Here is a 14,033-nt window from a genome sequence, read left to right on the forward strand (position 1 = left end):
CAGGCTCTCACCGGCGCGTCACCGCTGATCCTGTTCTGTGATGACGCTCACGAGCTCTTGCCGGAGTTTCGTGAGGCCCCGGTGCGGCAACTGGAGTTTGCACCGCTGACAGCCGATATTCTCATCGCGGTGCTGCAAGCCTCTCACAGCGCCACCGGTCGCATTGACGAGGCCGCCACCCGTGCAGCCCTGCCGGATGAGGGCGCGCTGTCACAACTGGACATGGTGCAGCTGCTGCTGGCCCTGCGCGCATCAACCGCAAGGGACGTGGCCGCACAGATTGCGCAGATGGCCCAAACGGCCAAAGACGCCTCTTCATCGGCCACAGGTGGGCAGTCTCAAAGGTCAGGCGAAAGCGCTGGCGCGATCACAGATCAAATCGCAGCCCGGATCTCAGGCAACAGCCCTGCTCATGAGACGGCCCGCCGGATGGTGGCCGACCTCTGCGCATGGCAGGCAGGCGAGCTGGACTGGGCGGACTGCTCGCGTTCGCTTCTGCTCTATGGCGCACCTGGGACTGGCAAAACATGGCTTGCGCGATCGATGGGCGCGGCCGCAGATGTTCACTTCCTTCAGGCCAGCTTTGCAGAGTGGCAAGCCGCTGGCCCCCTGAACACCATGCTGGGCGCCATGGTCGAGAGCTTTGATAAAGCAATCAAGTCCGCGCCTTGCGTGGTATTCATCGACGAGATTGATGCTTGCGGATCGCGTCTGGACGGCAGCGCCCACAATCGCAACTACCGCACACAGGTCATCAACGGCTTTCTGGAGCAGATCGACCGGTTGATGCGCAGCGAAGGCGCGTTGCTCATTGGCGCCTGCAACTTCCCGGAGACACTTGATCCCGCCATTTTGCGTGACGGGCGCTTTGATCTCAAATGCGAGATGCCCCTGCCGGACCGGGCAACCATTCACGTCCTGCTGAGCCGGGGGCTTGGCGAAAGGCTCGCGCCTGACGAACTCGACGCACTCTCCACCGAGGCCACGGGCAAGACACCTGCCGAGCTGGATGCCGCGATCCGCGCCGCCAAATCCGACGCGCGTCATCTCGGCCTGTCTCTGGATGCAGCACTTCTGCGCAAGCATCTGCGCATTGATGCGGTCGACCCGAAGATTTTGCGCCGCATTGCGCTGCACGAAGCAGGACATACGCTGATGGCCCAACATCTTGCGCCAGGCAGTGTGCGCAAGATCACCCTCACACCAACGGGCGGCGAGACGCAGCGCGCGGCCCTTCCGGCAGCTCTGACCAAAGTCGACATTGAAGACGAACTCGCCACGCTTTTGGCGGGCCGTGCGGCCGAGCGCCTGGTTCTGGGCGATGCCTCCAACGGTGCGGGCGGTCCGCAAAACTCGGATCTGGCCCTGGCCACACGGCTTGCGCTGGATCTGGAGACCCGCCTGGGCCTCGGGGGCGAGGGTCTCACCCACACCGACGCCTCCGTGCCCCAACTGCTCACCGACCAAGCCCGCCGCTTGCGCGTCCACAAGCATCTGCAAAAAGCCGAAGCGCGCGCGATGGAATTCCTCAAAGCGAGGCAGGCTGATCTCAACGCACTGGCCGAAGAGCTTGTCGCAAAGCGCGAGGTCTCCGGTGAGGAGGCCGCAAAAATCCGGATTTTATAGATCTGGCAGCTTCCGCAACCATCTTCTCCCGCGTCCAAACGCAAAGTTTGCGAATTAGTTTTTCCGCAAACTCCTGTTTATCCACAATTATCTCGCGTTTTGACCCCCACTTTGACCATTCTCGCCACCCTGTGAGGCGCCCGATGTTTTACACTGATGACACAACCGCCGGAACGACCGCCGGCCTCAATGACATCATTTTAAACAACCGTTCGGCACAGCGCCGGAACGGGCGGGAGAACTCGGCCGATGGCACGGGACCGGAAGAGACATGCAAACGACAAGGAGGCGCCAATGGCGCCCCCTATTGCTGTCTCCGACGGTATGGGCGAGGTTCCTGAGCAAACATTTTCGGCAAGCGAATTGCGCATATACTCTTGCCTCCAAACCATCGCCATACTTCTCGAGAAAAACCCAGCCTATTTGCCAATTTTTCTGCGTCTGGAAAAAGAATTGGAAATCGAGCAAGAAAAACGCAAGTCAATCGAGCGTGCGCGCCGCTACCTCCCAAACCCGCCTCATTAAGACCTGTCGCGATAAACGCGAGAAACACACTGACAACGGACGGCCCGAAACATCAGCAAGTGTCGCCAAGTTTCACGAAAGCCATCGGCTCAGATCACCATAGGTGCTTTAGCATCACGAGATGTGCCTGCCTGGGATAGCCGCTTATTTGAGGTGCTCCGGGACCGGTAGCATGATTTCCCGAGCAACATGAAGGCGATCAGACAACGTCATCCCATCCCCGTAGACCTCGCGCCCACGGCGCGCCTTGAGCGAATGCCCCATCAGTTCGCCGCGATCATCCATTTCATAACCCGCGCGCTTCATACGCCCTTCCCAACTATGACGCGTCCCACCGATGGTGACCCCTTCGGGCAACAACCCATTGTTTCGCAGATATTTGTTGACCGACGCGCTATAGCTGCTCTTGTTTCGATACCTTGGGAAACCTTCCGGATGTCTTTTGGCTGCAGCCAAAGCAACTCCGACCAGCGGAATCTCCCTATGCGATGGCAGGTTCTTGACCTCGCGGCGCTCTTCCGGGTTCTCAGATTCCTCATGTGCAATGCGCAAGTGGGGAATAGGGTCTTCAAGGCGGATGGCAGACGCCGGCAGATTGTAAATCTCGTTTTGGCGACACCCTGTCTCGATAGAGATCAATAGAATATCGCGCGCTTCATCGTTCAATCCGCTGAGCGCGTCTGGTGCAAACCACTTTTCAACAATCCAATCCACAGGCACCTCGCGTTTTTGCGATGGTTTTGCATGGCGATCATGAATGGAAATTCTCGCATAGGGGCGCGGCGGGTCATCATCCTCAAGGTCTTCGTAAAAACGTGCAAGCATACCCGCCATATAGGCGAAATCTTTATTTGCAGTCTCAGCCGATTGACCTTCTTTGGCCCGTCGCGCCTGCCACCACGATTTGTGCTTTCGAGCCTCGGCGCTCCCGACATCAATCACAGCCATGTCCTGGCCAAGAGCAGAGATCAGATTGTTGACCGCCCGCAAACGCGGTGATCGCCATAAACGCATTTGCTCGCGGTTTTTGAAACGGTTGTCATAAGCTGAAAGCTGTTCAACATGATCAACGAGATCCGACAAACGAAGCTTTGGGTCCTCAACCGCCCCAAGCAGCGCCGCAGCCACCACCTCATCAGGGGCGCCATCAGCACCACGCGTTGCCTCGACACGCCGCAAGACATCCTCCAGAGGAGCCCGCTCCACCTGATCAATGGACAGAAATTGAAATCCCCGAACGGTAGCCATCTGTTGCGCAGCCCGAAACTTTTCAGCGGCATCTCCGTCCCTGCCCGCCAACAGAGCTTCCCATCCTTCAATGTAGGACAACCATACACCTGCTGATTTTTGCAGCGCAACACTATAGGAGTCGGTCTTAAGGCTTGCCCAGACCACGGACCGTGGCTCGACGGAGGCATAGCGTTTGGGAACCCGTCGCTTGAGATACCACGTCGTGCCACGCAGGACAGGTTTTGACATGCCGATATCCCTCACAATTGCATCGCGTGATGCAAAATGTGGTGCAAGATGGGTAGCAAATCAAGGGATGCAATTCGGCTTCAAATGAGTATTTCACCCTAAATGTCTGAAATTAATAACAAATAAAATTTTACACGCGATGTGTAATGGCGGAGGAGGTGGGATTCGAACCCACGGTACGCTTTCACGCACGCCGGTTTTCAAGACCGGTGCATTCGACCACTCTGCCACTCCTCCTGAGCGCGTCTAAGCGGTTCGGTCACGATTAGCCTCCCCGTCTTGATTCTGAAACCCGTATTTTGCATCATTTTTGCGATCCCTTGCCATTTTTCGCCACCTGAAGAACGCGGGGCTTTCCAGCTTGCGGTCGAGCCGTTAGACTGCCGCCAAGCTGCATTGGGCGACGGGTTGTGAAAGCATCCGGCTGTTGACTGTTTGTAAATAAAAAGCTGGCATCATGGCCCCTGTGCAATGTGGATGGAAAAAGAGCGAGCAAGATAAAACCCGCGCCTGAACCGGGGCCGAGGCAATATAGGGGCAAAAACCATGCGACAGACAGGGAAAGGGACGCGGATTGCGCTCCTCCTGACCGCCACCCTCACGCTGAGCGCGTGTGAGGACGGGCAATCCTTTTTTGACAGTTTCAAATCCACCGAAAGCGGCAGCGGCGTGACGGCCTCCACCTCGACCAAGCTGGTGGAGCGTGATGTCGAGGCGCCGGATGTATTTCAGGTGACCGACAGTGGGTTATGGGACGGACGTCCTTCGTTGGGCGGGGTTTGGGTTGCGCATTCCGATGTGACCGATCCCGAACGCGTCATCATCCGCAACACCAAAAACGGCAAATTTGTCATCGGGGCTTTGTTCAAACGCGAAGTCACCGCGCCGGGGCCGGGTATTCAGGTGTCCTCCGACGCCGCAGAGGCGCTTGGCATGCTGGCCGGCTCTCCGACCGAACTCAACATCACGGCACTGCGCCGCGAAGAAGTGCCGCAAGAGCCGGAGACGGTGGAAACCCTCGCGGAAGCGGATGCGATCGAGGCCACTCCACTTGACGATCCTATCGCCGATGCGGCAGCCACGCTGGATGCGCTCGACGCTCCGAAGGCCCCCGCAGCCGCGCCCACGGCAACAGCGCCGAAACCCGCCGCGAAACCGGCTTCCAGCCTGTCGAAACCTTTCCTGCAAATCGGGATTTTCTCGGTGGAAGCCAATGCCAAACGCACGATCGACATGCTCGGCTCGCAAGGCATCGTGGCCATGATCAAACCGGGCAACTCGAACAGCAAGGCCTTCTGGCGCGTGGTCGTCGGTCCGGCGGCCTCCTCTGCGGAACGCAGCTCACTTCTCGAAAAAGTGAAAAAGGCGGGCTTCACGGACGCCTATGCTGTGACGCATTAAGACAGGGGTGAGGGACCACCCTCACCCACTCCCCTCAAGATTCGACCGAAAGGATGCCCCTGTTTCCATGTTGCGCCTCATCGCCCAAAGTCTCATCGCCGGATGTCTTGTCCTGTCACTTGCCCTGCCGGCCAGTGCATTTGAAACCCGCGCCCGCGCGGCATGGGTCTATGACCTGACCACCGACACCGTGCTGATGGAAAAGGAAGCCCAGACGCCCCTGCCACCGGCCTCCATGTCCAAACTGATGACGCTGAACATGCTATTCGAGGCGCTGCGCGACGGGCGCGTCACGCTGGACACACAGTTCTCTGTTTCCACCCGCGCCAAGAACATGGGCGGCTCGACGATGTTCCTCAACGAGACCGACCGTCCCACGGTCGAAGAACTCATTCAGGGCATCATCGTGCTCTCCGGCAATGACGCCTGCGTCGTTGTCGCCGAGGGGCTTGCCGGCACCGAGGACAATTTCGCGCGCCTCATGAATGACCGTGCAAAGGTGCTGGGGCTGGAAAACTCCACCTTCGCCAATGCTTCGGGCTGGCCCAACCCCGGCCAGCGCATGTCCGTGGAAGATCTGGGCAAACTGGCGATCCGCTTTATAAAAGAGTTTCCGGAATATTACGGCTATTTCGGCCAGCATGAATTCCCCTATGACAACCGCGCGCCACAGAACCGCTTCAACCGCAACCCGCTTTTGAAACTCGGCATCGGAGCGGACGGGCTGAAAACCGGCCACACACAGGAGGCCGGCTATGGCCTCGTCGGATCGGCGACCCAAGGCACGCGGCGCATCGTCTTTGTGATCTCCGGTCTGCAAAGCGAAGCCGAGCGCGCGCAAGAAAGCGAACGCATCGTCAACTGGGCCTTCCGCCAATTCGCGGAAAAATCCGTGGCCGAAAAAGGCCATGAGTTCGCCCGTGCCGAAGTGTGGATGGGCGATCAGACCGAAGTCGGACTTGTCGCCGCCGAAGACATCTCCGTTCTGCTGCCGGGAAGCCAACTGGAGAAGCTGACGGGAGAGGTGGTTTACACCGGCCCTTTTGAAGCACCGATCATGCAAGGTGACACGCTCGCCGAGCTTGTGATCCCGCGCGAAGACCTGCCCGAAGCACGTATTCCGCTGGTCGCGGACCGTTCTATCGACCGCGGAGGTCTCGCTCCACGGTTGCGCACGGCCTTCATGGTGCTTAAGGACAAACTGGAAGGACAAACGGGTCTGGCCGTGTCCGAATAGGCAACTACGAACACGGGAGCGCCATGTTCATCAGTTTCGAGGGCATTGACGGGTCCGGCAAATCCACTCAGGCACGGCTTCTGGTCGCAGCGCTGCGCGAGGCGGGTCATGACGTTGTGCATACCCGCGAACCCGGCGGCTCAGCCGGTGCGGAGGAAATCCGCTCCCTCGTGCTGGAGGGCGATCCCGACCGCTGGTCGGCAGAAACCGAAATCCTGCTCTTCACCGCTGCGCGCCGCGATCACCTTGAAAAGACCATCCGGCCGGCATTGGCCGACGGGAAAATCGTGATCTGTGACCGGTTTGCGGATTCCACCCGCGTGTTTCAAGGCGTCACCCGTGGCGACTTGCAAGACAAGGTGAACCGCCTCCACGAAGAGATGATCGGCATTGAGCCCGATCTGACGCTTCTGTTCGACATGGACCCCGAGATTGGCCTGAAACGCGCCAAAGGGCGGCAAACCTCCGAAGAGCGGTTCGAGGATTTCGGACAGGGGTTTCAGGAGAAATGCCGCGCGGCCTTTCTGAAACTGGCGCAAAGCCATGACCGGTTCACCATCATCGACGCCGGGCGCGACATCGAGATCGTCGCCAAAGATGTGCTGGCTCTGGTCACAGCGCGGCTCGCATCATGAGCAGTCTCGGCGAAATGGATATGGCACCGGAGGCCGATTGCGCACCGGGGGCGCCGCACCCGCGCCAGACGGCAACGCTGTTCGGCCAATCCCATGCCGAGCAGGATTTTCTCAAAGCGTTCAACTCGCACCGGATGCATCACGCGTGGCTCATCACGGGGCCGCGTGGCGTCGGCAAAGCCACGCTTGCATGGCGCATCGCACGGTTCTTGCTGGCCCAGCCGGTCGAGGACGACGGCGGGATGTTCGCAGATACGCCCCCTGCCCCCGACACGCTGGAACTGGGCCACGACCATCCGGTCTATCGCCGCTCCGCACAACTGGCCGAGCCGCGCCTCTGCCTCATCCGCCGCGAATGGGACGCCAAGAAGTCCCGCCACGGCACGGTGATTTCCGTTGAAGAAGTGCGCAAGCTCAACAGTTTCTTCCATATGTCCGCCACAGATGGCGGGCGGCGCGTGGTGATCGTGGACAGCGCCGACGAGATGAATGTGTCTGCGGCCAACGCGCTTTTGAAAACGCTCGAAGAACCACCGAAGAACGCCATTTTGCTGCTCATATCGCACCAGCCCTCGCGACTTTTGCCGACGATCCGCAGCCGGTGCCGCGAGCTGCGCCTCGGCGCGCTTGCCCCCGATGATCTGGCTCGCGCCCTTGACGCGGCGGGGTTTGATGCCGCAGATCAGTCGGACGCATTGGCGGAGCTTTCCGCCGGATCAGTAGGGGAGGCGCTCAGGTTGACAAATTTGGACGGGCTGAATGCCTATCGTGATCTGGTGGGGCTGTTCTCCACCCTGCCGCAACTGGATCGTGGACGCGCATTGAAACTGGCCGAGGCCTGTGTCGGCGCGGCCAATGCCGATCGCTTTGATCTGACCGTGGGCCTGATCGACCGCTTTCTGATCCGGCTGGCCCGCGCCGGAGCCGGTCGTCCGCCGATTGTCGAAGCCGCCCCCGGTGAGGCCGCGCTTTTGACCCGTCTGGCCCCCGACAGTTTTGCAGCGCGGGACTGGGCCATTTTGCAACAAGAGATTTCCGCACGCGCCCAGCATGCGCGGGCCGTCAACCTTGACCCTGCCGCGCTGATCCTTGATATGGTATTCAAGATCAACGACACTGCCACCCGCATCACGCGCTAAGGTGCGGGAGCGCCCAAACCAGAGCAGATCAGTATTGCCATGAGCCTCCCTCCCCACATCACCGACAGCCATTGCCACCTCGATTTTCCGGATTTTGCCGAAGAACTGCCGGAGGTGGTCGCGCGCGCGGTTGAGGCGGGGGTGCACCGGATGGTGACGATCTGCACAAAGCTGCGGCAGGTCGATCAGGTCAAGGCAATTTCCGAACGCTTCGATCCGGTGTTCTGGGCTGCCGGCACCCATCCCATGTCCGCCGCCGAAGAGCCGCTGGCCTCGGTGGATGAACTGGTCGCTCTGGCCGAGCATCCGAAATTCGTGGCCATTGGCGAAACGGGGCTGGATTACCATTACACAGCCGAGAGCGCAGAGATCCAGAAAGAGAGCCTGCGCATACATATTGCCGCCGCGCGCGAAACGCAGTTACCGCTGATCATCCATGCCCGCGCCGCCGACGACGACATGGCCAATATCCTCACCGAGGAATACAAAAACGGCGCCTATCCCTGTGTCATGCATTGCTTTTCCTCGTCGAAAGAGTTGGCACTGGCCGCGCTTGATCTCGGGTTCTACCTGTCCATGTCGGGCATCACGGCCTTCCCGAAATCCGAAGAGCTGCGCGAGATTTTCCGCGAGGTGCCCAAAGACCGCATTCTGGTCGAGACCGACAGCCCCTACCTCGCGCCCCCGCCCCATCGCGGCAAGCGCAACGAACCCGCCTATAGCGCAAAGACCGCTCTGAAAGCCGCCGAAACCTTTGGCATGGACTATGCCGAATTTGCAGCGCTTACAGAGGCCAATTTCGAACGGCTTTTCACAAAGGCCATGCTGTGACTGCGCGATTTACCATATTGGGCTGCGGCTCTTCCGGCGGGGTGCCTAGAATTGGCGGCATCTGGGGCGCCTGCGATCCCGAAAACCCGAAAAACCAACGTCTGCGCTGTTCGGCGCTGATCGAACGCGACGGTCCCGAAGGCACCACGACCGTGCTGATCGACACCGGACCGGACATGCGCCAGCAATTGCTCAATGCAGGCGTGTCGCGGCTTGACGGGGTGGCCTTCACCCATTCGCACGCCGACCACATGCACGGGCTCGACGACCTGCGCCAGATCGTGTTCAACATGCGCGAGCGCGTCAACGTCTATGCCGATAGCGAGACGGAAAACGATCTGATCTCGCGTTTCGGCTATGCGTTTGTGCAACCCAAAGGCTCGAACTACCCGCCCATTCTCGACCTCCACGCCATTCGCGGACCGATCACCATTCACGGTCCCGGCGGCCCTGTGACCCTGACCCCTTTGCAGGTCAATCACGGACAGATCGAAGCGAAAGGATTTCGCGTTGGAAATCTCGCCTATATCCCTGATGTGCTGGAAATCTACGAAGAAACATGGGCGTTGATGGAAAGGCTCGACACCTTTGTGATCGACGCCCTGCGCTACAAGCCACACCCGAGCCACGCGCATCTGGACCTGGCGCTGGAGTGGATCGAGCGCGCAGCACCCGCCCATGCGGTGCTCACCAATATGCATATCGACATGGACTACGAGACGGTGGACGCAGAGACTCCGGATCATGTCAGCCCCGCCTATGACGGCATGGTGCTCGAGATCACAGGAAACCTCTGATGCAGGCACTGATCGAAGTCATTTTGCCGGTGTTCCTGGTCATCGGCTACGGCTACCTTGCCCGCAGACAAGGCTGGGTCAGCGACGAACTGGTCGATAACGTCATGAAATTCGCACAGAATTTCGCCGTGCCCCTGCTGCTCTTTTCCGGCATTTCCAAGATGGATCTGGCGCAGAATTTCCACCCTCCGATCCTGATCTCCTTTTACGCAGGCGCCCTGTCCGGCGGGTTGTTCTGTTTTCTGGGGGCGCGTTACCTGTTTGGCCGTGACCTGACGGATGCGGTGGCCATCGGCTTTATTGGCCTGTTTTCCAACTCGCTTCTGCTGGGCATTCCGATCACCGAACGCGCCTATGGCGAAGCCGCTCTGGCCGGAAATTTTGCGATCATCTCGATCCATTCTCCCCTGCTCTACGGCATCGGCATTGCTGCAATGGAAATTGCGCGCACACGCGGGCTAGGCCTGTCGGGCTTTGGCCTGATGCGGCAGATTGCGCGCTCGGTGCTGCGCAATCCTCTGATCCTTGGCATCTCGGCAGGCTGGATCGTGAACCTCACCCAGATCACCCTGCCCGTCCCCGTCTGGGACGCCGTCTCGCTCATGTCCCGTGCCGCCATTCCTGCGGCCCTGTTCGGGCTGGGCGGTGTGTTGCTGCGTTACAAACCGGAAGGAGACATGCGGATCATCGCATGGGCGGTCTTTGCCTCTCTGGTCCTGCATCCCGCGATTGCCTACGGGTTGGCGCATTTCGGGTTCGGGTTGGACATAGGCTCGCTGCGCTCGGCCACACTGACCGCCGCAATGGCGCCGGGGGTAAATGCCTATCTCTTTGCCAATATGTATGGCGTGGCCAAACGCGTGGCGGCCTCTTCCGTTCTGCTGGGCACTGGGCTTTCGATCCTCTCGATCTGGTGCTGGCTCGCAATCCTGCCCTGACAAAGCCGGATCATCCGGCAGGCCGGACCCCATAATCCATGTATTTTCAGCGCCTTGACGCGCCACGCCCCGCGTCAGTGACGTAGGGGAAGCATTCCACATGATTAGCCCGATTTTGCCCCATTGCCGCCTCAATTCAACGGCACATGGTTAACAAAGAATAACCAAACGACATGCTGCGCCTGTTGCTCGCAGTGTATCGAATAAAAGCGAGAGCCACTCACAATGTCCGTTTATGATCTCGAACTGTATGATTTTGACCCTAAAGACCTCTTCGGAACGTCCAGCAGCACCACGGTCACTTATTCGGGAGGCGGTCCTAGCGGCACGGCCTCTGTCACTGACTCGGACGGAACACTTAAAGACGACGATTTCAAGAGCAGCAGCAAAACAGAGACCGCCACAGCAGATGTCACGATCGGCGAGGGCACGTCTTACGGATCAAGCGTCGATGCAAATGCCGTCTGGACCGTCACCGATCTGGATACCGGAGAAAGCTTTGAGATCGTACAATTCGTTGTCGACAGCGGCTCGGCGGCTGGAACCTACACCCTGTCCGAACAGCCCCTGATTGATGGTCACGAATACGAAGTGACAGACTATAATGACAAACCCGGAAGAACGGGCAATAATGCTTCTGAAGCCTTCACCTATGATGACTACGTCGACAGTTCGTCTCTCGCTGACGGGATCGTGTCCGGCTCCGAAAGTGATGACACAATCGACAGCAACTACACGGGTGACGACGATGGCGATATGGTGGACCATAAGGAATACACCGTCGAAAGCACACTAAGCTGGGAAGGGCTGGGCGCAGACGGTAGCTCGCTCGAAGAAGGCGCGAGCACTGTGATCAATGGCGTGCAAGTTGACGTCAGCTACACAGAGAACAACACCAACAACACCGCAACCATCTCTGACGAGACCATTTATACCGAAAACAATGACTTCTCTGACGACAGCTCTCTGAAGCTTTACGGCTCCGGAGACAGTGGGGACACATCCTCGATCAGCATTGATTTTTCCTCGACAGATAGCACAATCTCGGATGAGGTGAAGAACGTCACCTTCCGCATTTCCGACATCGACTATTATTCCTTCACCGACACAATCACCATCACAGCGACCGACGCGGATGGAAACGACGTCTCGCTCACCATTACCCCAGAAGGCAATGTAAACGTTTCCGGAAACGAGATAACCGGAGATTCAGATGCGCGGTACGTTGAAGCTGATGACGCGAATGGCGCGGTGCTCGTCACGATTCCCGGTCCAGTGTCCAAAGTCACCATCGACTATGGCAATGATGGCACACAGCAGCAGGCAATCTATGTCTCCGACATCCAATTCGATGCGGTATACAGCGATTACGATGACACGGTTGAAGCGGGCAACGGTAACGACACGATTGCATCCGGCCTTGGTGACGACATTGTCTATGGCGGCACGGGCGCTGATACCATCGACGGCGGCGCGGGCGATGATACGCTCTATGGCGAAGAGGGCGACGACACCTTCATCGGCGGCGATGGCGCGGACAGCATGTCCGGCAGCTCCGGACAGGATACGATTGACTACTCCGACTCTGATGAAGCGGTGTCAGTCAATCTGGACACTGGCAGCTACACCGGCGGAGATGCCGAAGGCGACAGCGGTTCGGGCATCGACGGGATCATCGGCTCCGATTATGATGATACGCTGATCGGCTTTGACGGTCAGGGCACGGGCGACGACGCCTTTACGAACCAGTTCTGGGGCCGTGACGGCAACGACTATATCGACGGCGCAGGCGGCGATGACGAGCTTTACGGCGACGCTGGCGACGATGAAATCTACGGCGGCGATGGTGACGACATGATCGACGGCGGCACAGGTGACGACATGATCGACGGTGGCGCAGGCGCCGACGACATCAGCGCGGGCTCCGGTGACGACATCGTCTACGGCGGTGAGGGGAACGACACGATCTATGGTTACGAAGGCTCCGACACGGTCTATGGCGGCGCCGGAGACGACTATATCAACACTCGCACCTCGACCGGCACGGGCCAACCGGACACGGGCTTTGACCATCCCGACAGTTCCGCCCTCGACTACAGCGCGGACAGCGACCCGAGCAACGACATGGACACGGTCTATGGCGGCGCGGGCAATGACACGATTCTCACCGGCGACGACAATGACTATATCGAAGGCGGAGACGGCGATGACACCATCGACGCAGGCTTTGACGATGACGAAGTCTACGGCGGCGCAGGCAATGACACGATTCAGGGCGGTGAAGGTAACGACACGATTGATGGCGGAGATGACAACGACATCATCTACGGCGACGTGTCCCCCGACAGTGACGATTACGCGGCCTTCAGCTATTACGAGCTAGATGACAACGGAGAGACGACCTCTGCCGACAGTGATCCGACGAACAACTCCGATGTGATTTATGGCGGAGCCGGCAACGATACGATCTACGGTCAGGACGATGCCGATACGCTCTACGGCGGCGATGGCGATGATACGCTGGATGGCGGGATCGACAACGATACGCTCTACGGTGGCGCAGGGAATGACACGCTGCTCGGCGGAGAAGGTGACGACACCATCTATGCAGGCGGCGGCGATACGGTCACAGGCGGCGAAGGCAGCGATACGATCATCATTGATCCCTCCCTGCTCGACGGCAATGCCATCACCATCACCGGCTCCGAGGACGATGACGGCGAGGACAATGATGTGCTCGACCTTTCTGATGTGGACCTCGATTGGTCGAGCAAACCCATCACCTATAGCGAGGATGACCCCGAAAGCGGCACTGTCACGCTCACGGATGGCACCACCATCTCGTTCTCCGGCATCGAAACCGTGATCTGTTTCGGCAAAGGCACACGGATCGCCACCCCTTATGGCGCACGGGCTGTCGAAGACCTCAAACCCGGCGATCTGGTTCTGACCATGGACAACGGGTTGCAACCGCTGCGCTGGGTTGGCGCGCGCACCGTTCCGGCGACGGGCCGTTTCGCCCCCATCGAGATCACCAAGGGCGCTTTGGGCAACGAACGCGACCTCATCGTCTCGCCGCAGCACCGTATGTTGTTGAACGGTTGGCGCTCGGAAATGCTGTTCAACACATCAGAGGTCTTTGCCGCGGCCAAACATCTGGTCAATGGCTCCACGATCCGCGAGGCACAGGGCGGGTTTGTGACCTATTACCACCTGATGTTCGACCGGCATGAAGTGATCTTTGCCGAAGGTGCTGCCTCGGAGAGCTTCCATGTTTCCGACTATTCGCTGACGGGTGTGGCAGACGCGGCGCGCGAGGAGCTTTTCGCCCTCTTCCCCGAACTGCGTTCCATGCCGGACCAACACGGCAGCACAGCGCGGCAGTGCCTCAAAGCACATGAGGTGCAGCTTCTGGTGGCCTGAGC

The 14,033-nt window shown here is 59.2% G+C and carries 11 protein-coding genes and 1 tRNA gene; 10 read left to right on the forward strand and 2 right to left on the reverse strand.

What is annotated here, in order from left to right:
* Both BM152_RS15500 and BM152_RS15505 read left to right on the forward strand, forming a co-directional pair.
* On the forward strand, nucleotides 1-1,626 hold a 1,626-nt coding region (locus tag BM152_RS15500; protein ID WP_074914430.1), incomplete at its 5' end, for an AAA family ATPase.
* Between the two features lie 294 nt (nucleotides 1,627-1,920).
* Nucleotides 1,921-2,151, forward strand: a complete 231-nt coding sequence (locus tag BM152_RS15505) for a hypothetical protein (protein ID WP_066605087.1) — start codon at nucleotides 1,921-1,923, stop codon at nucleotides 2,149-2,151.
* A 144-nt stretch (nucleotides 2,152-2,295) separates the two neighbouring features.
* Here BM152_RS15505 and BM152_RS15510 read toward each other — a convergent pair whose 3' ends face one another.
* Together BM152_RS15510 and BM152_RS15515 are read right to left on the reverse strand one after the other, a co-directional pair.
* Nucleotides 2,296-3,630: a DUF6538 domain-containing protein gene (locus BM152_RS15510; protein ID WP_066605090.1), complete on the reverse strand. Its 1,335-nt coding sequence runs from the start codon at nucleotides 3,628-3,630 to the stop codon at nucleotides 2,296-2,298.
* Nucleotides 3,631-3,777: 147 nt separating this feature from the next.
* Nucleotides 3,778-3,867: transfer RNA gene (locus BM152_RS15515), tRNA-Ser, on the reverse strand.
* A 309-nt stretch (nucleotides 3,868-4,176) separates the two neighbouring features.
* Here BM152_RS15515 and BM152_RS15520 point away from each other — a divergent pair.
* The 8 genes from BM152_RS15520 (at nucleotide 4,177) to BM152_RS15555 (ending at nucleotide 14,031) form a co-directional block, all read left to right on the forward strand.
* Entirely contained in the window at nucleotides 4,177-5,031 is an 855-nt protein-coding gene (locus tag BM152_RS15520; protein ID WP_074914435.1) for an SPOR domain-containing protein, read from the forward strand.
* Between the two features lie 67 nt (nucleotides 5,032-5,098).
* Complete coding sequence (locus BM152_RS15525) at nucleotides 5,099-6,268, forward strand: D-alanyl-D-alanine carboxypeptidase family protein (RefSeq protein WP_066605098.1); 1,170 nt, start codon at nucleotides 5,099-5,101, stop codon at nucleotides 6,266-6,268.
* 23 nt (nucleotides 6,269-6,291) lie between these two features.
* Nucleotides 6,292-6,903: a dTMP kinase gene (gene tmk, locus BM152_RS15530; RefSeq protein ID WP_066605101.1), complete on the forward strand. Its 612-nt coding sequence runs from the start codon at nucleotides 6,292-6,294 to the stop codon at nucleotides 6,901-6,903.
* The gene (locus tag BM152_RS15535; RefSeq protein ID WP_231730541.1) at nucleotides 6,900-8,042 is read left to right on the forward strand and encodes a DNA polymerase III subunit delta'; all 1,143 of its coding nucleotides are present in this window, start codon (nucleotides 6,900-6,902) and stop codon (nucleotides 8,040-8,042) included. Before tmk ends, BM152_RS15535 begins: the two co-directional genes overlap by 4 nt.
* A 39-nt stretch (nucleotides 8,043-8,081) precedes the next feature.
* A complete protein-coding gene (locus BM152_RS15540; protein WP_066605104.1) occupies nucleotides 8,082-8,873 on the forward strand; it encodes a TatD family hydrolase in 792 nt (263 codons plus the stop codon).
* A complete protein-coding gene (locus BM152_RS15545; RefSeq protein WP_066605105.1) occupies nucleotides 8,870-9,670 on the forward strand; it encodes an MBL fold metallo-hydrolase in 801 nt (266 codons plus the stop codon). The genes BM152_RS15540 and BM152_RS15545 overlap by 4 nt, the downstream gene beginning before the upstream one ends.
* Nucleotides 9,670-10,608: an AEC family transporter gene (locus tag BM152_RS15550; protein ID WP_066605107.1), complete on the forward strand. Its 939-nt coding sequence runs from the start codon at nucleotides 9,670-9,672 to the stop codon at nucleotides 10,606-10,608. Before BM152_RS15545 ends, BM152_RS15550 begins: the two co-directional genes overlap by 1 nt.
* Nucleotides 10,609-10,833: 225 nt before the next feature.
* Nucleotides 10,834-14,031, forward strand: a complete 3,198-nt coding sequence (locus tag BM152_RS15555) for a Hint domain-containing protein (protein ID WP_066605109.1) — start codon at nucleotides 10,834-10,836, stop codon at nucleotides 14,029-14,031.
* Nucleotides 14,032-14,033 lie beyond the last annotated feature (2 nt).

This window comes from Celeribacter halophilus (genome assembly GCF_900114135.1).
GTDB lineage: Bacteria > Pseudomonadota > Alphaproteobacteria > Rhodobacterales > Rhodobacteraceae > Celeribacter > Celeribacter halophilus.

Bases quoted from the DNA above. Each gene is read 5' to 3' on its own strand.
- BM152_RS15505 (WP_066605087.1), top strand. From the start codon at position 1,921: ATGGCGCCCCCTATTGCTGTCTCCGACGGTATGGGCGAGGTTCCTGAG.
- BM152_RS15510 (WP_066605090.1), bottom strand. From the start codon at position 3,630: ATGTCAAAACCTGTCCTGCGTGGCACGACGTGGTATCTCAAGCGACGG.
- BM152_RS15520 (WP_074914435.1), top strand. From the start codon at position 4,177: ATGCGACAGACAGGGAAAGGGACGCGGATTGCGCTCCTCCTGACCGCC.
- BM152_RS15525 (WP_066605098.1), top strand. From the start codon at position 5,099: ATGTTGCGCCTCATCGCCCAAAGTCTCATCGCCGGATGTCTTGTCCTG.
- tmk (WP_066605101.1), top strand. From the start codon at position 6,292: ATGTTCATCAGTTTCGAGGGCATTGACGGGTCCGGCAAATCCACTCAG.
- BM152_RS15535 (WP_231730541.1), top strand. From the start codon at position 6,900: ATGAGCAGTCTCGGCGAAATGGATATGGCACCGGAGGCCGATTGCGCA.
- BM152_RS15540 (WP_066605104.1), top strand. From the start codon at position 8,082: ATGAGCCTCCCTCCCCACATCACCGACAGCCATTGCCACCTCGATTTT.
- BM152_RS15550 (WP_066605107.1), top strand. From the start codon at position 9,670: ATGCAGGCACTGATCGAAGTCATTTTGCCGGTGTTCCTGGTCATCGGC.
- BM152_RS15555 (WP_066605109.1), top strand. From the start codon at position 10,834: ATGTCCGTTTATGATCTCGAACTGTATGATTTTGACCCTAAAGACCTC.